At 38.8% G+C, this 18,532-nt stretch carries 18 protein-coding genes; all 18 read left to right on the plus strand.

The features are described 5' to 3' along the window. The first annotated feature begins 142 nt into the window (after positions 1 to 142). The 18 genes from aroF (H0Z36_RS08265) to H0Z36_RS08345 all read left to right on the plus strand — a co-directional run bounded on the left by aroF (H0Z36_RS08265) (position 143) and on the right by H0Z36_RS08345 (position 18,513). Positions 143 to 976: a 3-deoxy-7-phosphoheptulonate synthase gene (gene aroF / locus H0Z36_RS08265; RefSeq protein ID WP_296865388.1), complete on the plus strand. Its 834-nt coding sequence runs from the start codon at positions 143 to 145 to the stop codon at positions 974 to 976. Between the two features lie 46 nt (positions 977 to 1,022). Continuing rightward, positions 1,023 to 3,011 (plus strand): cation:proton antiporter, encoded by a 1,989-nt coding sequence (locus tag H0Z36_RS08270; protein WP_296865390.1) that lies wholly within the window; start codon positions 1,023 to 1,025, stop codon positions 3,009 to 3,011. A 246-nt stretch (positions 3,012 to 3,257) separates the two neighbouring features. Further along, complete coding sequence (gene aroF, locus H0Z36_RS08275) at positions 3,258 to 4,268, plus strand: 3-deoxy-7-phosphoheptulonate synthase (protein ID WP_296865392.1); 1,011 nt, start codon at positions 3,258 to 3,260, stop codon at positions 4,266 to 4,268. Positions 4,269 to 4,283: 15 nt separating this feature from the next. Beyond that, complete coding sequence (locus tag H0Z36_RS08280; protein WP_296865393.1) at positions 4,284 to 5,363, plus strand: prephenate dehydrogenase; 1,080 nt, start codon at positions 4,284 to 4,286, stop codon at positions 5,361 to 5,363. A gap of 12 nt (positions 5,364 to 5,375) precedes the next feature. Next, positions 5,376 to 6,662 (plus strand): 3-phosphoshikimate 1-carboxyvinyltransferase, encoded by a 1,287-nt coding sequence (aroA, locus tag H0Z36_RS08285; RefSeq protein ID WP_296865395.1) that lies wholly within the window; start codon positions 5,376 to 5,378, stop codon positions 6,660 to 6,662. A gap of 68 nt (positions 6,663 to 6,730) precedes the next feature. Next, positions 6,731 to 7,387 carry a (d)CMP kinase gene (gene cmk, locus H0Z36_RS08290; protein ID WP_296865396.1) on the plus strand — a complete coding sequence of 219 codons (657 nt, stop codon included), beginning with the start codon at positions 6,731 to 6,733 and terminating at the stop codon, positions 7,385 to 7,387. A gap of 1 nt (position 7,388) precedes the next feature. Continuing rightward, positions 7,389 to 7,982 (plus strand): lysophospholipid acyltransferase family protein, encoded by a 594-nt coding sequence (locus H0Z36_RS08295; RefSeq protein WP_296865397.1) that lies wholly within the window; start codon positions 7,389 to 7,391, stop codon positions 7,980 to 7,982. 53 nt (positions 7,983 to 8,035) lie between these two features. Next, positions 8,036 to 10,018: a bifunctional 4-hydroxy-3-methylbut-2-enyl diphosphate reductase/30S ribosomal protein S1 gene (locus H0Z36_RS08300; protein WP_296865399.1), complete on the plus strand. Its 1,983-nt coding sequence runs from the start codon at positions 8,036 to 8,038 to the stop codon at positions 10,016 to 10,018. A gap of 27 nt (positions 10,019 to 10,045) precedes the next feature. Next, on the plus strand, positions 10,046 to 10,249 hold the full coding sequence (locus tag H0Z36_RS10670) for a zinc ribbon domain-containing protein (protein ID WP_366508881.1): 204 nt from the start codon (positions 10,046 to 10,048) through the stop codon (positions 10,247 to 10,249). A gap of 88 nt (positions 10,250 to 10,337) precedes the next feature. Next, positions 10,338 to 10,940: a molybdenum cofactor guanylyltransferase gene (locus tag H0Z36_RS08305; RefSeq protein WP_296865401.1), complete on the plus strand. Its 603-nt coding sequence runs from the start codon at positions 10,338 to 10,340 to the stop codon at positions 10,938 to 10,940. Next, a complete protein-coding gene (fni, locus tag H0Z36_RS08310; RefSeq protein WP_296865501.1) occupies positions 10,937 to 11,986 on the plus strand; it encodes a type 2 isopentenyl-diphosphate Delta-isomerase in 1,050 nt (349 codons plus the stop codon). Before H0Z36_RS08305 ends, fni begins: the two co-directional genes overlap by 4 nt. Positions 11,987 to 12,024: 38 nt before the next feature. Further along, on the plus strand, positions 12,025 to 13,386 hold the full coding sequence (locus tag H0Z36_RS08315) for a stalk domain-containing protein (RefSeq protein ID WP_296865403.1): 1,362 nt from the start codon (positions 12,025 to 12,027) through the stop codon (positions 13,384 to 13,386). A 173-nt stretch (positions 13,387 to 13,559) separates the two neighbouring features. Continuing rightward, positions 13,560 to 14,291, plus strand: a complete 732-nt coding sequence (locus H0Z36_RS08320) for a DUF1614 domain-containing protein (RefSeq protein ID WP_296865405.1) — start codon at positions 13,560 to 13,562, stop codon at positions 14,289 to 14,291. Next, the gene (gene spoIIP, locus H0Z36_RS08325) at positions 14,275 to 15,357 is read left to right on the plus strand and encodes a stage II sporulation protein P (RefSeq protein ID WP_296865407.1); all 1,083 of its coding nucleotides are present in this window, start codon (positions 14,275 to 14,277) and stop codon (positions 15,355 to 15,357) included. The genes H0Z36_RS08320 and spoIIP overlap by 17 nt, the downstream gene beginning before the upstream one ends. Further along, the gene (locus H0Z36_RS08330) at positions 15,350 to 16,240 is read left to right on the plus strand and encodes a YIEGIA family protein (RefSeq protein ID WP_296865409.1); all 891 of its coding nucleotides are present in this window, start codon (positions 15,350 to 15,352) and stop codon (positions 16,238 to 16,240) included. The genes spoIIP and H0Z36_RS08330 overlap by 8 nt, the downstream gene beginning before the upstream one ends. Continuing rightward, entirely contained in the window at positions 16,240 to 16,434 is a 195-nt protein-coding gene (locus H0Z36_RS08335) for a hypothetical protein (protein WP_296865412.1), read from the plus strand. Before H0Z36_RS08330 ends, H0Z36_RS08335 begins: the two co-directional genes overlap by 1 nt. Positions 16,435 to 16,606: 172 nt before the next feature. Beyond that, on the plus strand, positions 16,607 to 17,059 hold the full coding sequence (locus H0Z36_RS08340; protein ID WP_296865414.1) for an Hsp20/alpha crystallin family protein: 453 nt from the start codon (positions 16,607 to 16,609) through the stop codon (positions 17,057 to 17,059). A 152-nt stretch (positions 17,060 to 17,211) separates the two neighbouring features. After that, on the plus strand, positions 17,212 to 18,513 hold the full coding sequence (locus H0Z36_RS08345) for a DUF512 domain-containing protein (RefSeq protein ID WP_296865417.1): 1,302 nt from the start codon (positions 17,212 to 17,214) through the stop codon (positions 18,511 to 18,513). The last annotated feature ends 19 nt before the right edge of the window (positions 18,514 to 18,532 follow it).

Raw genomic sequence — 18,532 nt, forward strand, 5'->3', positions numbered from 1 at the left:
TATATACCATTTTATTGTATTATACTAATAGAGTAAGAACACCTGTTTTAAGGTCAGCAAAGAGATACTGGCTTTAAAATTGGGCAATATTGGGCAATATAATTAAAGGATTTATTTTTTATGTTTTTATGGAGGAAAGTTTATGCGGCCGTTTAAATTGGCATCTAAGGAATTTAAGGATCAGAATACGATAATTGAAATAAAATCAGATTTTAAACCTGTTTTTATAGGTGAAGGCTACTGCACGGTTATTGCCGGTCCTTGTGCAGTAGAAAGCTGGGAAGGATATCTTGAGACTGCTAAGTTTCTTAAAAATATAGGGGTGCATATGTTAAGGGGAGGGCTTTTTAAGCCGCGTACGTCTCCTTATTCTTTTCGGGGATTGGGTAAGGAAGGTTTGGATATAATGGTTGAAGCCAAGAAGCAAACAGGGCTTCCTCTCGTAACGGAGATTATGGATATAAGAGATTTGGATATTTTATATGACATGATAGATGTTTTACAGGTTGGAAGCCGAAATATGCAGAATTTTGCGCTTTTAGACGAGCTGGGCAAAGTGGACAAGCCGGTCTTGCTTAAGAGAGGTTTATCAGCGACTATTGAAGAATGGCTTTTAGCAGCGGAATATATTTTAAATGGCGGCAATGGAAAAGTTATTCTCTGCGAACGGGGAATCAGGACTTTTGAACATTATACCCGTAATACTCTGGATATGGGGGCAGTTGCCTTAGTAAAAAATCTTTCTCATCTTCCAGTTATTGTTGATCCTAGCCATGCTACCGGCAAATGGGAACTGGTAACTCCAGTGGCTAAAGCAGCCATAGCAGCAGGGGCAGATGGTATAATGGTTGAGGTGCATCAAGATCCAGAAAAGGCTTTATCTGATGGCAAACAATCGCTTGATCTTAATAGTTTTGCCAATCTGATGGAAAAAGTAAAAAAACTTTCCAGTCTGGAAAATAAGAAAATTATTTGAGCTTTTTATGTCTTGGAATAAGGGAGAATGGTTGTGGGGGAGAGGTATGGAGTTTGAAATTTTAAGAGAAATTGTAGTTATTTTTGTTTTAGCGGTGGGAGTGCTTTTTTTATGCCACCGTCTCAAGATTCCGTCTATAGTCGGTTTTTTGCTTACGGGTGTTTTAGTTGGGCCTTACGGATTAGGTCTGGTAGAATCGTCCGAGCATGTTCATGTAGTAGCGGAAATTGGGGTTATTATGCTTCTCTTCAGTATAGGCCTTGAATTTTCTTTTAAAAATCTCGCCAGTATTAAGAAGACTATTTTATTAGGTGGCAGTATTCAGGTAGGTTTAACTATTCTGTTTACTTTTTTATTGGCTAGTTTTATGGGAATACAAGCAAACAACGCTGTTTTTTTAGGTTTTTTAGTTTCATTAAGTAGTACTGCTATTGTCTTAAAACAGCTTACCGAAAGGGTAGAAATAAATGCTCCCCATGGAAAGACTGCTTTAGGGATACTTATTTATCAGGATATAATTGTAGTTCTTATGATGCTTTTTACACCTTTGCTGGGAGAAGGTGGAGGAGCCTCTGAGCCTCTTTCTCTGATTTTGCTTAAAGCAGTTGGCATAATTATTCTGGTATTGATACTTTCTCTTTATGTAGTTCCGCCTCTTTTATATCAGATTACCCGCACCCAGAGCCGGGAGCTTTTTATGTTCAGCATAATAGCCATATGCTTTTTTGTAGCCTGGCTTACTTACAGTGCCGGATTATCGTTGGCTTTAGGTGCTTTTTTGGCCGGGCTTATTATTTCTGAGTCTGAATACAGCCATCAGGCTTTGTCGAATATTATGCCTTTTATAGATACCTTTACCAGCTTATTTTTTGTTTCTATAGGTATGCTTTTGGATATAAATGTCTTGGCAGGGCATATAGGTGTAATCTTGTTATTTACCTTTTTACTTATCGCAGGTAAGAGTATAATTGCTGGTTTAGCTGCTGTTGTGTTAGGTTATCCTTTAAGAATAGCTGTTTTAACAGGATTTGCTTTGGCTCAAATTGGGGAATTTTCTTTTATTCTAGCTCAAGTAGGTATGAAATATGGACTTATAACTGACAGTCTTTATCAGGGTTTCCTTTCATCAGCTATATTGACCATGATGTTAACTCCGTTTCTTATGAATTTTGCTCCCAGAGTAGCGCGTTTAGTTTATAAACTGCCTTTGCCGAAAAAGCTTTTGAAAGGGGCAATACCGGAAATGGAGGAAATAGATGAAGATATAAACAAGGAAAACCATTTGGTTATAATCGGTTATGGACTTAATGGCAGGAACCTTTCCCGGGCAGCTTCCTATGCCGGAATACCTTATGTTATTCTGGAAATAAATGCTGATACTGTCCGTCAGGAAAAGGCTAAAGGTGAACCTATATACTATGGAGATGCTACTCATGAACTGGTTTTAAAACATGTTAGTGTGGAAAAGGCCAGGGTGGTAGTTGTTGCCATATCTGATTCGGCTGCTACCCGAAGGGTTACTTATATGGTAAGAAAGTTAAACCCATTAGCTTATATCATAGTCCGAACCAGGTTTGTGGCTGATATGCATGATTTGTATGAGCTGGGTGCTGACGAGGTTATTCCGGAAGAATTTGAGACATCTATTGAAATTTTTGCCCGGGTACTGGCTAAATATCTTGTTCCCCATGAAGAGATTGAAGCTTATGTGGAAACAGTACGGCGCGAAGGTTATGAAATGCTGCGCAGCCTTTCAGAAACAGATCTAAAGATAGATAAAAATAAGCAGATTTTTATGGGAATGGAAATCACCAGCCTGAGAGTGCCGTCTAATTCATTTGTTGCCGGAAGAAAAATTGAGGATTTGGAGTTGCGAAAGAAACACGGAGTTACAGTTGTTGCTATCCAACATGAAAATAAGGTTGTCCCCAATCCCGGCGCCCGTGATTTAATCATGCCTGGCGATGTTTTGTTTTTGCTGGGGGAAGCTGAAAAACTGCGGAATTTTGTTCATAAATTTGGGCTTACAGATTAAGATTAAATTTTTATTCACGGGGCTTTAATAAAAATAGGCAATGCAGTTTAAAAAAGCTATTGAATTTTTAACTTATTTAATTTACCCTAGTATAGTGTAGGACGGTTTTAAAAATAAAAAATTGTAGTATGGTAGGATGGTGGGAATATACGCGTGAGCTGTGTTACCATTGGTGTGCCCATTTTTACTGCCAATGGTTTTATTTTTAGCTCTTTCTCACCCTCCAGAAAAAAAGGAGGTAGTAAAATGATCATTGTAATGAAAAAAAATGCGGCTGAACAAGAGATTAATGCAGTAGCTGAGAAACTGCAGGAGAAAGGATTCAAGGTACATCTTTCAGAAGGGGTAGAAAGGACTATTATCGGAGCTATTGGTGAAAGAACCCAGGCCATTATGGAGTATTTTATGCGCCAGCCCGGAGTAGAAAAGGTTATTCCTATACTTCAGCCTTTTAAAATGGCTTCGCGGGAGTTTAAACCTGAACCTACGACAGTTAAAGTGGGAGATAAAATTATAGGAGATGGAAGCCTTACTATAATTGCCGGACCTTGTGCGGTAGAAGGCCGGGAAAAGCTGATGGAAGTGGCGTTAGCCGTAAAGGAAGCAGGGGCTGATATGTTAAGGGGCGGGGCATTTAAGCCACGCACTTCACCTTATTCTTTTCAGGGGCTAGAACGCGAAGGGCTGGAGATACTGGCAGAAGCCCGTAAGGTTACCGGTCTTCCGGTAGTAACTGAGGTTATGGATCCGCGCATGATTGAAGTTGTATCTGAGTATGCAGATATTTTACAGGTTGGCGCCAGAAATATGCAGAATTTCTTTTTGCTGAGAGAGCTTGGAAAAGCGGGTAAGCCGGTTCTTTTGAAAAGAGGGCCTTCTTCCACTATAGAAGAATGGATAATGGCTGCAGAATATATTATTTCTTCAGGCAATGAACAGGTCATAATGTGCGAAAGGGGTATTCGGACTTTTGAAAAATACACCCGCAATACCCTGGATTTAAGTGCTGTGCCTTTAATCAAGCAGCTTACCCACCTGCCTGTGATTGTGGATCCCAGCCATGGCACCGGCAAGTGGGAGCTGGTTGAGCCTATGGCTGTGGCAGCCGTAGGAGCAGGCTCCGATGGGATTATGGTTGAGGTTCATCAAAATCCAAGCGAAGCTTTATCAGATGGACCTCAGTCTTTAATGCCCGATAATTTTGAATCCCTGGTCACTAAAGTCAGGGCTATTCATGAGGCACTTCAGAATATATAAGAGGTATGAGAAATTATGAAAAAAAATCTTTTTATAATAGGTCTGGGGCTTATAGGTGGTTCTCTGGGACTTGCGCTCAGGGAATCACCTCTTGTTAATAAGATATTTGGTTTTGATATTGATATTAAAACAGTTGAAACAGCTTTACAAATTGGAGTTATCGATGAATTTAAAAGTATAGACGAGGGCGGGAAAAATGCAGATGTGATTTTTCTTTGCACTCCTATAAGTTTTTTTCCGTTGATAATTAATGAGCTGCGGAATGTAGTAAGGCAAGGAACTATCATTACTGATGTTGGAAGCACCAAAGAAGAAGTTATGCAGTTTTTCAGTAATCTTCCTCAAGGGGTATGGGCTATAGGGGGACATCCTATGGCTGGCTCCGAGATTAAAGGCATAAATGGCATTGACCGTTATCTTTTTGAAAATGCGGTTTATGTCCTGACTCCTGCTCCCGATGTTCCAGAAGAACAGGTAAATTTGCTTGGAGAACTTTTAAGCTTTACGGGGGCAAAAATAAAAACAATGCCTGCTTCTCTGCATGATGAACTGGTAGCTACTATAAGCCATGTTCCCCATTTAGCAGCTGCTGCCTTGGTAAACCTTACTGAGGGCAGGGATGATAATTTAATGATGGCAGCAGGGGGGTTCAGAGATACTACCCGTATTGCTTCTTCAAGCCCTGAGCTGTGGCAGGATATACTTTTTTCTAACCGAAAATATGTTGGACAAAAATTGGACAAACTTATTAAATTTTTATTTAAAATAAAGAAAGCATTAGAAGAGGATGACTCTGAAACAGTATATACGGAACTTTGCCGTGCCAAGGAGATTAGGGATCAGATACCGCATAAACGGAAAGGACTTTTGCCTGAATTTTCTGAACTTGTTTGTATAGTCCCGGATAAACCCGGAATAATAGGAAAAATAGGAGAGATTTTAGGAAAAGAAAATATAAATATTGTAGATATTGAGATATTACGGGTTCGTGAAGGTGATGGAGGAAGTATTCGCATCGGGGTTAGAAACAGGGAAGAGGCAGAGCGCGCTGTTTCTATTTTACAGTCCTGCAACATAAAGTCATGGGTAAGATGAGGAGGAAATGTTTTGCGAAAGACAATAGAAAAATCAAAAGGCATAAAAGGAGAAATAAGAGTAGCAGCAGATAAGTCTATATCTCATCGGGCTGCTATTTTTTCGGCTTTGGCAGAAGGAGAGAGTATAATAAGAAACTTTTTGCGGGCAAACGATACTCTGTCTACCTTAAATTGCATGCGCCGTTTAGGTGTGGATGTAGAAGAATGTAAAAATGAAGTCATAATTAAAGGCAGAGGTTTTTATGGTCTGAGAGAACCTGGGACTGTTCTGGACTGTGGCAATTCGGGGACTACCATGCGCCTTTTAACTGGCCTTTGTGCTTCTTATCCTTTTTTTACGGTTTTAACCGGAGATGATTCCCTTAATAAAAGACCTATGAAACGGGTGATAGCTCCGCTTGCTCTGATGGGGGCAGAAATATGGGGAAGAAATGGAGGCAACTATCCCCCTCTGGCTGTAAAGGGGAAAAGACTCAAAGGGATAAAATATGATATTCCGGTAGCCAGTGCCCAGGTTAAATCTGCTTTAATACTGGCAGGACTTAATGCAGAAGGGAAAACGATATTGACAGAACCTGCCAAATCCAGGGATCATACGGAAAGGATGCTTAAGGCGATGGGGGCTGATTTAGCGGTTGACGGTCTTACCATAACTTTAACTCCGGGACAGAGACTTTCACCACAGGAATTTATTGTACCTGCTGATATATCATCAGCTGCCTTTTTTCTGGTGGCTGCCAGCATAGTCCCGAATTCTGAACTCGTAATAAGGGAAGTTGGGATAAATCCTACACGTGCAGGAATTATTGAAGTTTTACAAAAAATGGGTGCGGATATAAAGATTTTAAATCAGAAAACTGCTGGGGGGGAAATAATTGCAGATATCCTGGTTAAAAGCTCAGAACTTAAGGGGATAGAAATAGAAGGGGAGATAATTCCGCGTCTTATTGATGAAATTCCGGTTATTGCGGTGGCTATGGCGGCAGCAGAAGGAACTTCTGCGGTGAGAGGGGCCGAAGAATTGAGGGTTAAAGAAACTGACCGCATAAAAGCAATAGCTTTAGAACTCGGGCGAATGGGAGTAAATATTACTGAGCTTGAGGATGGATTTATAATTGAGGGTGATAAGGAAAAACTCAAAGGAACATGTGTAGAAAGCCATGATGATCACCGCATAGCTATGAGTCTGGCTGTTGCTGGTTTAATTGCTGATGGAGAAACATGCATTGATGATGCTGAAGTAGTAGCTATTTCTTTTCCGGAATTCTGGTATATATTGGATGACATAGTGATTTGAACAGGAAAATCTTTTATACAAAATTGGACTGTGCTAAAATGAAAAAGAATATTTGCAGGTGATGGTTTATGAAAATAGCTATAGATGGACCGGCAGGAGCTGGCAAGAGCACGGTTGCTAAAATTTTGGCAAAAAGACTGGGTTTTACTTATATAGATACTGGAGCTATGTATCGAGCTCTTACCTTGAAGGCTTTGCAAAATAAGGTTGATTTAAATAATGAAAAGGAACTTGCGAGTCTTGTGCATGATACCGATATAACTTTTGTTTATCATGATGGGGAACAGAGGGTTTTTTGTGATGGCATAGATGTAAGTGAAGCTATAAGAGCACCCCAAGTAAATGAAGCTGTTTCTAGGGTAGCATCATTTCCTGCGGTTCGAAAAATTATGGTAGAAAAGCAGCAGAGATTGGCAGAAAAAAAATCAGTAGTTATGGATGGAAGAGATATTGGTGAATGTGTTCTTCCTGATGCTGATTATAAATTTTTTATTACCGCCAGTGTAGAGGAAAGAGCCAGAAGAAGAAAAAAGGAGCTGGATGATAAAGGATATGATGTGGATTTACAGGATTTAAAAGAAAATATAATAAAGAGAGATAAAGCTGATGCAAGCCGTGAAGTGGGGGCTTTGAAGATATTGGATGATTCTATTGTTATAGATACTACCTGTATGAGAATAGAAGATGTAATAGAAGAATTATTAAAGATAATTGGGGAGAAATGAGATGTTTTATAGGTTTGCCTGGTTTATTATGCGAACTTTTTTTACTTTGTTAGGTTTGAGAATGGAAAATGTACATAACCTGCCGGAAAAAGGGGCAGCAATTGTGGTTGCCAACCATGTAAGCAACTGGGATCCTATCGTAGTTGCCATATCTTTTAAAAGACCTATTTATTTTATGGCCAAAGCGGAACTTTTTGAAAATAGTTTTTTAGCGCGAATTCTTACTATGCTCAATGCGTTTCCGGTAAAAAGGGGTAGTGCTGATCGCGCGGCAATAAAAAATGCGTTAAAGGTCTTAGAAAAAGGTCAGATTTTGGGAATTTTTCCCGAAGGTCAGCGCAATAAAACCGGAGAAGATCTGGAAGCACAAAGCGGAGCTGCTATGCTTGCACTTAAAACAGGGGTTCCTGTTGTTCCGGTAGCATGTATTGGCACCGATCGCAAACTGCCGATAGGATGGCTAAAACCTCTTAAGGTAAAGGTTGGCAAACCTATGTTTTTAGAAGAATTTAAAGGGCAGAAGATTAACTCTCTTATGTTAAAAGAAGTAAGCGAACAGATTATGTATGAAATTAATCTTCTTTTGCAAAAATAAGCAGGATTTATATTTTTTTTTGCGAATATTATAAATGTTGTGAGGTGTTAAATTTGCAGATTCGCCTGGCCGATAAGGCGGGTTTTTGTGCCGGAGTCCGAAGAGCTTTTGAAATTGCAGAAGATGCAGTGGATAAGCCTGAAAAGTGGTATACTTTAGGGAGTTTAGTTCATAATCGTCAGGTGGTAGAATATTTTAAAGAAAAAGGCATTATGCCGGTAGAAAGCATAGAAGATATAGCTGAAGAGGGCAGTGGCGTCATCCTGCGTTCGCACGGGGTTCCGCCGGAGGTGGTAAAACAGGCACGAAAAAAGGGTCTAATTATAAAAGACGCTACCTGTCCCTTGGTAAAAAGGATACATGACCTGGTGTCTATGTTGGAGAATGAAGGGTATGATATTGTAATTTTCGGAGATATAAATCATCCTGAGGTTCAAGCTATTTTAGGATGGTGTAAATATAAAGCCCGAGTAGTTGCCGATACAGATGAAGCGAAGAAAATTGAAGGAAGTAAGAAAATAGGGTTTTTATCTCAGACTACTAAAGATGAATTTGAATTTTTGAAAGCGGCTGAAGCTTTGTTGTCTAAAGCATATGAAGTAAGGATTTTTAATACCATCTGTTCGGCGACCAGGCAAAGACAGGAAGCAGCTGTAAGGCTTAGCCAGCAGGTAGATTTGATGTTAGTTATTGGCGATAAGAACAGTTCAAATACCAACACTCTATTTGAAGAGTGTAAAAATACCGGGGTAAAAACATATTTAATTCAAAATGCTGCAGAGATTAAGGATGAATGGCTGAAGGGAGTTGCTGTGGTAGGTGTAACTGCAGGAGCTTCCACCCCGGATTGGATAATTAAGGAGGTAGTGGATAAAATGGCAGCTTATAAGGAAAACAACAAACAGGAACAAGGGGTGGAAGAATCATTCGCCAGGCTTGAAGCGGAAATTGCGGATTTTATCCCCCCGGAACGCGGGGATATTATAAAAGGTGTAGTAGTTGAAGTTCGCGATAATGAAGTAATGGTCGATGTAGGAGGAAAGTCAGAAGGGGTTGTCCCACTACGTGAGTTAACAGTAAAAGAAGTCAATTCAGCCAGGGAAGTAGTTAAAGTAGGAGATACCATTGAGGTTCTTGTGTTAAGATGGGATGATGATGGAACTATTCTTTTGTCAAAGAAAAAGGTTGATGCTATAAAAGCCCTGGATCACTTAGAAGAAGCATATCGAAAAGGTAGTCTGATAGAAGGAACGGTAATTGATGTAGTTAAAGGTGGGCTTTTAGTAGATGCAGGGGTAGTAGCTTTTGTGCCTGCTTCACATGTTGAGGAAGGATATGTAAAGAATCTGGATGAATATAAAGGAAAAACTTTTACCTTTAAGGTTATCGAATTTAACCGCAGTAAAAGACGGGGTTCACAGGTAGTTCTTTCCCGTAAAGAGGTTATGGCCCAGGAAAGAGAAAGAAGAAAACAGGAATTTTGGAATAGTATTGCGGAAGGACAGATAAAAAAAGGGATAGTTAAACGTATTTTAGATTATGGGGCTTTCGTTGATTTAGACGGTTTTGAAGGTCTTTTGCATGTATCTGAATTAGATTATAAGCGCATTGAACATCCTGCTGATGTTCTAAAAGAAGGGGATGAAATAGAGGTTAAGGTTATAGCAGTAGATTCTGAAAAAGGAAGGGTATCTTTAAGCCGCAAAGCCTTGCTCAAAAATCCCTGGGAGATAGTAGTAGAAAAATATAAACCGGGCGATATAATTGAAGGAACTGTTGTTAGAATGGCTCCATTTGGGGTTTTCATTGAAGTTGAACCGGGAGTAGACGGGCTCTGTCATATTTCCCAGATGGCTAACCACAGGGTAGAAAAACCGGAACATGTAGTTAAAATAGGAGAAAAAGTTCGCGTTAAAATATTAGGCATTGATAATGAAGAAAAAAGAATAAGTTTATCAATTAAAGAGGCATTAAGCGATATTGACCGCAGAGAAGTTGAAGAATATCTTGCAAAACAGGGGGGAAATAATGAATAAAGTAAATTGCGGTGAGGTGCTGATGTAATGCCGGTATATGATTTTAAGTGCAAAGAATGTGGAAACAAATTTGATTTATTGCTCTCTTTTAAAGAATTAGATAAAGCAAGGTGCTCCAAATGTGGCTCATATAAGGTCGAAAAACAATTGTCATCCTTCTTTGCACCAGGTTCGGCTGCTTCTTCCTGCACTGCTACCAGTTGCTCAGGTTGCAGCGGCTGTAAAAACTAAAGGCTAAAATTTTGCTGAGGCTGCTTTATGCAGTCTCTTTTTATCAGAGATAAAAGCAGTAAAGTGTAGTTTTCGGGAGGAAAAGGGAATGAAAGAGGTAACGGGGGTAATTTTAGCCGGGGGAAAGAGCTCCCGCATGAATTTTAATAATAAGGCTTTTGCCTTGATAAATGGGCAAAAAATAATTGAAATAATTTTATCCAAGTTTTTTTCTTACTTTGATGAAACTATTATCATAAGCAATGAACCTTTGTTATACAGCAGTTTAAATGTTCCTGTATATACAGATATTTATCCAAGACTGGGTCCTATGAGCGGCATACATTCGGGGTTGACATATGCTAAACATGATGCTTCTTTTGTTTTGGCTTGTGATATGCCTTTTATACCTGTGGAAATGATAGATTATATGCTGGAGAGGATAAACGGATATGATGCGGTAGTTCCTGAAATTGATGGTTTTTTGCACATGACGGCAGCAGTTTATAGGAAAAGCAGCTTACCAGTATTAACGGAAAATTTACAGCATAAGAAGCTTAAAATGTCTCTTTTATTCAAGGAGTTAAATGCTTTAGCGTTAGATGAAGAAGAGTTAAAGAGATTTGGGGATAAGACCGAAATGTTTCATAATATAAATTGTGAAGAAGACTTAATCAAGGCAGAAAAAATAGCAGGGAGGTTATTATTATAAGAGGCAAGCGAAAGGATGAACATATTAATATTGCAGTTCACTCGAAAGATGGCCCTAATACCAGCGGTTTTGAGGAGATTTATCTTGTGCACAATTCAATACCAGAGCTTGATATGGATGAAATTGATTTATCATGCTGTTTTTTGGAAAAAAAGTTGAATTTGCCGGTGATTTTGAATGCCATTACCGGTGGAACTGAAAGAGCGAAAGAAATAAACCGTGATTTGGCATATATTGCGCGGAAATACAACTTGGCCATGGCTGTAGGGTCTCAAACTATAAGTATAGATGAACCTCAGCTTAAATCTACTTTCAGTGTAGTTCGCGAAATTAACCCCGAAGGGATAATTGTTGCCAATGTAGGCGCAAATCGCTCTATTCAAGATGTTCTGAAAGCAGTTGAAATGATAAAGGCTGATGCAGTTCAACTGCATTTTAATGTTCCTCAGGAATTGGCTATGCCTGAAGGAGATCGCTGTTTTAAGGGGATAATTGAAAATGTAGCTTATATTATAGAGAATTGTCCGGTTCCAGTTATAGCTAAAGAAGTTGGATTTGGTTTTTCAAAGGAAAGCGCCTCTCTCCTTTACCAAGCAGGGGTAAGAATAATTGATATAGGCGGAATGGGGGGAACTAATTTCATAGTTATTGAAGATAAAAGGGGGGGCTTATTTAACCGTGAGCTAGATAGTTGGGGGATATCTACTGCCTGCAGCTTATCTGAGGTGTTAAGCCTTGACCTCCCGATTACGGTTATAGCTTCGGGGGGGATAAGAACTGCAGCAGATACAGCTAAGGCTTTGGCTATGGGAGCTGATTTAGTAGGAATTGCCGGATCATTTCTCAAGATTTTGCTATATAAAGGTGCAGAGGAATTGGACCAAAAAATAGAGGAAATGATTTATCGTCTTAAATCTGTTTTTCTTATGACCGGCTCCCGGAATATTGATGAAATAAGACAAAAACCGGTTTTAATAACCGGCAAAACCGGCGAATGGCTGAAGCTTAGAGGTATAGATCCTTCTTACTGGTCACAGAGGTTATAGAACTATTCGCAGCTATTAACTGGGAAAGGAGTTTCGGTGTGTATAAGAAAATCTTTCTTTACAGCTTAACTTTTATTTTTTTAACAATTTTCTTTTTGTCTGTACCTGTATATTCCGTAAGTTCAAATCAGGCGGAATTTTATGTTGGGAAAAATTATTTTTGGCTTAACGATGTCAGATATTCCATGGATGTTGCTCCTTATATCAAAGATAACCGCACATTTATGCCTTTGCGGTTTGCCGCTTACGCAGCAGGTGTTAAGGACGAAGATATTTTGTGGGATCAAGCTTTGAATACTGCACTTTTAAAGGCAGAAGACAAAAGGGTAAAGGTAAAGCTGGGGAGCCGTATTTTATATGTTGATGATAAACAGGTTGTAATGGATGTCGCTCCAGAAATATATAAAAATCGATTGATGCTCCCGGTAAGGTGGATAGCCGAGGCTTTAGACGCACAGGTTGAATGGAACCAGTTAGAAAAAAAAATCACGGTTATGGTAAAAGACAATGACCCGAAAAATTCGGAACTGTATTTCGTAGAAGAAGATACACTGGAAACTGCGGTTTATAACAATTATGATGCGTTTATAACCAAAGAATATACATGGCATGATAGATACGGAAACAAATGGACATGGAAAGTTGATATTCCTGAGGCAATATATTCTTATTCCTATGATAAACTTAGACTACATGAGCAGTTGGTTAAGGATTACAAGACAGAAATCGAAAAGCTGAAGCACAAGGAGAATGAGATTGATCAGCAAATAGAATACTGGTACTGGTATTATAAGATATATCCGGAGGATTCTCCCCAAGAAGCCATGTATAAATATCAATCCTTAAATCAGGTAATGGCAAGCCTTAATCAGGAGAGAATAAGGCTTAATCAGGAATATCAGAGATTAAAGAGGTATTATGAGGAAGAGGTGGAGCGACTTATTCGGGAAGGGTATGTGCCTTATGTTATAGAACAGATTAACTTTGCTCTGGTTGAAAAGCTGGCAGAATTGCTGAAGGTTAAAGCACCTTCAAATGATAGAGATAGAATAGAATTTGTGGCAGCATTTGTTCAGGAAGCTCTGCCATATGTATTTGAGGAAGGCGAATATCCTAAATATCCGGCCGAAACTCTGGTAGAAGGCGGAGACTGTGAAGACAAGTCTATACTTTTGGCTGCTTTATTAAAATCGCTGGGTTATAAGACAGCTTTGCTTATTTTTGAAGGCGATCCGGGACATGCAGCCGTAGGGGTAGAATGTCCTGGTGCATATGGAAGCTACTTTGCAAAAGATGGAGTAAAATATTTTTATATCGAGACTACCAATAAGGGCTGGAAAACAGGGCAGATTCCTCCTGAATATCAGGGCAAAAGCGCTCTGGTTTTTCCGGTACCTTAAAAATGCGAAAACGGGGAAGTATTAGTCCCCGTTTTTGTAGTTTTAAAACAAATATAAAATATTTGTATTAAAAAACACAGTTTTAAATTTGCGGTGTGCCGGAATGAAAGCATAAAAAAAGCTCAGCAGGGAAAGATATTTACAAAAAAATATGAATGGAAAGGATGATATAAATGACCAACTTCCCTATTGGGCTGATTGCTCTGGTGGCAGTGTCTATATTGATATATTTTGGAGCTGCTCACCGGGTTTTGGACCGGATGCGCCTCAGTGACAAAGCCGCTTTAGCAGTTATTGCGGCTATTATTATCGGTAGCTTCTTTGATGTCCCTTTAACTTCCAGGGTAACAATTAATTTAGGCGGGATTATAACTGTTATACTGGCTATTTATCTGCTGGCTGGAGCAGGAACAGCTTATGAAAAAATAAGAGCTATAGTAGCAGCGGCTGTAACTGCCCTGGTATTGTTCCTGGCGGCTAGATTTTTAGGAGCAGAACCGGAGCAGATATTTATTGATCCTATATATATTTATCCGATAGTTGCAGGTATAGTTGGATACCTGGCAGGAAGATCCAGAAGAGGGGCTTTCTTTGCAGCAGTAATAGGGGTATTAGCCCTTGATATTGGACAGTATGTATATCTGGTAACTAACAATATCAGAGGAACGGTTGCAGTTGGTGGGGGTGGGGCTTTTGATTCTCTGGTTTTTGCCGGAATACTAGCAGTTTTATTGGCTGAAATTATAGGTGAAACCTTGGAAAGAATACAGGGGGGGCCGGATACCGATGACAGGCCAGAAGAACTTATACAGAATTTAAGAGAACCACAGCCGGCTGCTAAGCCTTTGGAAAGAGAAGGCTTTATGAATGAGAGAGGAGGGGAAAATAATGAAAATCAGGAATAAACTTTTTATTTTAATTTTTCTTTCTGCTTTTATTTTAACCTTAAATCCAGCTTCGCTGTGTGCTCATGAGGAAACCCCAGCAGGGCAGCATTATACACTGGTTGATGAACATAACAATATAATCCATCAAACTTCTATTAAAGTTCATGTAGGAGATGAATATATAAGTGAAGATAACTCCAGATATGAAGTGGTAGAAATTATAGGGCATACTGCACGCTGTAGATATAAAGGCAAAGAAAAAATGCCTGAAATAAACTGGGAAAAAGATAAAAACAAAACTGCCGAAAGAGACATTTTAGCTGAAAAGGCAGTTCCAACTGTTAGTGGAAAAAATAAACCGACTATTGCTGTATATTGCACTCATAGTGATGAATCATATGTGCCAACTGATGGTACTGAAAGTAAACCAGGAAATGGTGGTATTTATGATGTAGCTGAGGCCTTTGTCGGTGAACTTAGAAAAAATGGCTTTGAAGTTAAATACAGCAAAAACAATCATAATCCTCATGATATTAATGCTTATAGTCGTTCAAGAAGAACGGCAATAAAACTTTTAAAAGAAAATCCGGAAATTATATTTGATGTTCACAGGGATGCAGTTCCCCCACAGCAGTATCAGGCTAATGTTGAAGGAAAGGAAGTTACCAAGGTTAAACTGGTAGTAGGAAGATCTAATCCTAATTCCAAAACTAATCTGGAGTTTGCCAAAAGGATTAAAACGGTTATGGACAAACAGAAACCTGGACTTTCTAATGGAATATTTATAGGTAAAGGAGATTATAACCAGGATTTAAGCCCTAGGGCAATGCTTATAGAAGTTGGCGCCCATACCAATGATAAAAATGATGCAATAGAAGGAATAAAAGAGTTTGCTAATATTATGCCTACTCTTTTAAGGGTAGAAGGACAGGGGGCACCTCCTGCTCAAAAGCCTTTATCTCAGAATCGGGAAGAAAATAAAAGCGCTTATAGTACTATTATAGGTATTATTGTAGTCTTGGCAGCAGCTGTAGGAGGATATTATCTTTTAAATCAAGGGTCGGCAGGTAAGCGTAATGGATAAGTATGGTGAAGTAATTTTTATGGGGGTTTTAGCTGGGTTTTTATCAAGGCTTTTAACCCTGCGCAGTGATTACAGACATTACCCAGCATTTCCTCATGGATATTTTACCCATTTGGCTTTAGGGTTTATTGCTTCCTGTTTAGGGGCAGTAGCAGTTCCTGCTATAGCAAAACCGGATTATACAGCGGTGACTTTCCTCGTTCTGGCTGCCCAGCAATTTAGGGAAATAAGAAATATGGAAAGAGAGACTATGACCAGGCTGGAAGAAACTAAACTGGTAAGACGGGGAACGGACTATATTGAGGGAATTGCTAGGGTTTTTGAGGCTAGAAATTACCTGGCTATACTTACTGCTTTAATTACCAGTGGGGCAGCCCATCTTTTAGGTTGGCAGTATGCAATACTGACAGGGATAGTTTCGATTTATTTATCGATACGTCTTATGCGTGGTGCATATATAGGAGATATAGCAGAAGTTGAAGATGCCGATCTGCATTTTGAAGGAAGCCTTTTAATGGTAGAAGACGTGGTAATAATGAATGTAGGTCTTCCTGACACCCGACAAAAAATCTTAGAAGAAGGGATAGGGGTTTTAATAAAACCTAAAGATGATAATGCCCGACTTACCTTGCATAACCCAGGTCAGCGCATGGCGATAATTCATGATGTAGTATCTATTTTAGGAACCAAGGTGGATATAAATGAAACCGAAGTAATCCCTATGGCTAGAAAACATGTAGATAAAGGTTATTTAGCTTTTTTTGTTCTTCCCAATGAACCTGACCGGGAAATACTTAAACAGGTTATAAGAAATGTTCCGCTAATTGAAACGGCCCAGGGAACTGCTTTAAAGAGTTTTTACGGAAGAAAGGCGGCGGATTGATGGATACCAAAATAGCCGAATATATTTTAGCTATTGTTACCAGAGACCTGACTAAAGTAGCAGGGGGAGGATGTCCTGTTTTTTTAGCGGAGGATGAAAAAGAACAAGAAAAGATGGCTTTGCTTTTAGCCCGAGTGTTAGGTGGAGTTGTACATGATTTAGAAAATGGAGTTTATTTTATATGCAAACATTAAATAAAAAAAGAAAAATGCAGATTTTAAAATGTAAATTCATTTAAAAGGATTAAATTCCCGAAAATCAATCTTTATAGCTATTGCATGGAATTAATAAAGATAGTATCTAATAGATAGAAGGTCAAATAAAGTCAAAAAGAAAAATAAGGTCAAATAAAAGGAGGGATGTTGAATGTTTGGAGGTTTAACACCGTTCAACCGCAGAAGAGGAGATTTAGGGAGAAGAGGTTTTGAGGTTTTTGACCCCCAGGAAGTAATGGAAAGCTTTTTCAACGATTTCTTTTTCCCCAATTTTTATCAGCCCCACTATATGAAGGCAGACATAAGGGAAAATGAAAGCGAATATGTGGTAGAAGTTGAAATGCCAGGTGTAAACAAGGAACAGATAAATATTGAACTCAGGGATGATAGGCTTACTATTTCTGTAAATCAGAATGAAGAAATAAAAGAAGAGACTGCTAACTATATCCGCAGAGAAAGACGCTCTGGCTCTATGAGTAGAACCTTTTTGGTAGAAGATGTAGATGAAGAAAAGGTATCTGCCAAGCTTAAGGATGGAGTCCTTTCTATTGTACTTCCCAAGAGAAATGAAGGTAAAAAGAGACGCAGAATTGATATAGAATAATAGAATAATTTTGGACGGCTGGGCTTGATGCCTGGCTTTTATTTTGTTTTTATTTGACTTAATATTTTATTATTGATGAAGCAACTAACTTGCTAAAGGAAGAATTTTATTAGATAATTGTTAAGAACAAAAAGCTTTGGAGAGATTTAGTTGTGAGTGCCTTGATTGTTGAAATAATAGAAAACAGTATTGCAGAAGAGATAGGATTGGAAAAGGGAGATGAACTTCTTACTATAAATGGACAGAATGTTAATGATATTTTAGATTATAAGTTTTATTCTCAGGACGAGTTTGTTCAACTTGAAGTAAAGAAAAATAACGGTGAAATATGGACAATTGATGTCGAAAAGGATTGGGACGAAGATTTGGGAATTATATTTGACAGCATAGTATTTGATCGCATGAAAGTATGTAAGAATCGCTGTATATTCTGCTTTGTAGATCAGATGCCTCCTGGAATGAGAAAGACTTTGTATGTTAAAGACGATGATTATCGTTATTCTTTTATCTGCGGCAATTTTATCACTCTTACTAACTTGAAGGAAAAGGACTGGAATAAAATATTGTCTATGCGCTTAAGCCCTTTGTATGTTTCGGTACACTGCATGGATCCGGAACTGAGAGCTAAGATGCTTAATAATCCAAAGGCTAAAAATATAATATCTGATTTAAAGAGGCTTAAAGATGCCGGAATAGAAGTGCATACCCAGATAGTGTTATGTCCGGGAATTAATGATGGAGAAGTCTTGATAAATAGCATAGAAAAGCTGGCTTCTTTTTATCCTTCAGTTTGTTCGATAGGAATTGTTCCGGTAGGGCTTACCGGATACAGGGATAAACTTATGCCTCTTAGAACTTTTACACCTGAAGAAGCGAGAGTGATTATTGATTTGACTGACAGATATCAGCAAAGATTTCGAGAGGAGTTAGGAATTGGGCTGGTATATCTGGCAGATGAGTTTTTTATAAAGGCAGGAAAACCTTTTCCCAAAGGAGAGTATTATGATGATTACTGTCAGATTGAAAACGGAATAGGACTTGCCCGAATTTTATTGGATGAATTTGAAGAACTTGTCCATGATCTGCCATCTAAAATAGAGCCGCGCGAAGTGTTTTTAGTTACTGGCTTTTCAGGAGTTCCAGTTCTTACGCCTATTGTGGAAAGGCTTAACCATATAGAAGGTTTATCATTAGAGCTTATTCCGGTGGAAAATAAGTTTTTCGGAGGATATGTTACAGTTACCGGACTTTTGACCGGTCGTGATATTATTGATGCATTAGGTGATAAATATAAAGGTAAGAAGGTAATTATTCCCCGTATAGTATGCAAGGAAGGGGAAGATGTCCTTTTAGACGATGTAAGTCTTAAAGAAATAGAGGATAAAACTGGTGCTGAGATTTATACGGTTGATGGAAGTGCCTTTTCTTTGGTAGAGACTATTTTGTATGATTGATTTGCGAAGAAGTAGAATA

The sequence above is a fragment of the Thermosyntropha sp. genome (assembly GCF_017656155.1).
Taxonomy (GTDB): domain Bacteria; phylum Bacillota; class Syntrophomonadia; order Syntrophomonadales; family Syntrophomonadaceae; genus Thermosyntropha.

Bases quoted from the DNA above. Each gene is read 5' to 3' on its own strand.
- H0Z36_RS08295 (WP_296865397.1), top strand. From the start codon at position 7,389: ATGTTTTATAGGTTTGCCTGGTTTATTATGCGAACTTTTTTTACTTTG.
- H0Z36_RS08335 (WP_296865412.1), top strand. From the start codon at position 16,240: ATGGATACCAAAATAGCCGAATATATTTTAGCTATTGTTACCAGAGAC.
- H0Z36_RS08340 (WP_296865414.1), top strand. From the start codon at position 16,607: ATGTTTGGAGGTTTAACACCGTTCAACCGCAGAAGAGGAGATTTAGGG.
- H0Z36_RS08305 (WP_296865401.1), top strand. From the start codon at position 10,338: ATGAAAGAGGTAACGGGGGTAATTTTAGCCGGGGGAAAGAGCTCCCGC.
- aroF (WP_296865392.1), top strand. From the start codon at position 3,258: ATGATCATTGTAATGAAAAAAAATGCGGCTGAACAAGAGATTAATGCA.
- H0Z36_RS08330 (WP_296865409.1), top strand. From the start codon at position 15,350: ATGGATAAGTATGGTGAAGTAATTTTTATGGGGGTTTTAGCTGGGTTT.
- spoIIP (WP_296865407.1), top strand. From the start codon at position 14,275: ATGAAAATCAGGAATAAACTTTTTATTTTAATTTTTCTTTCTGCTTTT.
- H0Z36_RS08320 (WP_296865405.1), top strand. From the start codon at position 13,560: ATGACCAACTTCCCTATTGGGCTGATTGCTCTGGTGGCAGTGTCTATA.
- H0Z36_RS08280 (WP_296865393.1), top strand. From the start codon at position 4,284: ATGAAAAAAAATCTTTTTATAATAGGTCTGGGGCTTATAGGTGGTTCT.
- H0Z36_RS08270 (WP_296865390.1), top strand. From the start codon at position 1,023: ATGGAGTTTGAAATTTTAAGAGAAATTGTAGTTATTTTTGTTTTAGCG.
- cmk (WP_296865396.1), top strand. From the start codon at position 6,731: ATGAAAATAGCTATAGATGGACCGGCAGGAGCTGGCAAGAGCACGGTT.
- H0Z36_RS10670 (WP_366508881.1), top strand. From the start codon at position 10,046: ATGCCGGTATATGATTTTAAGTGCAAAGAATGTGGAAACAAATTTGAT.
- aroF (WP_296865388.1), top strand. From the start codon at position 143: ATGCGGCCGTTTAAATTGGCATCTAAGGAATTTAAGGATCAGAATACG.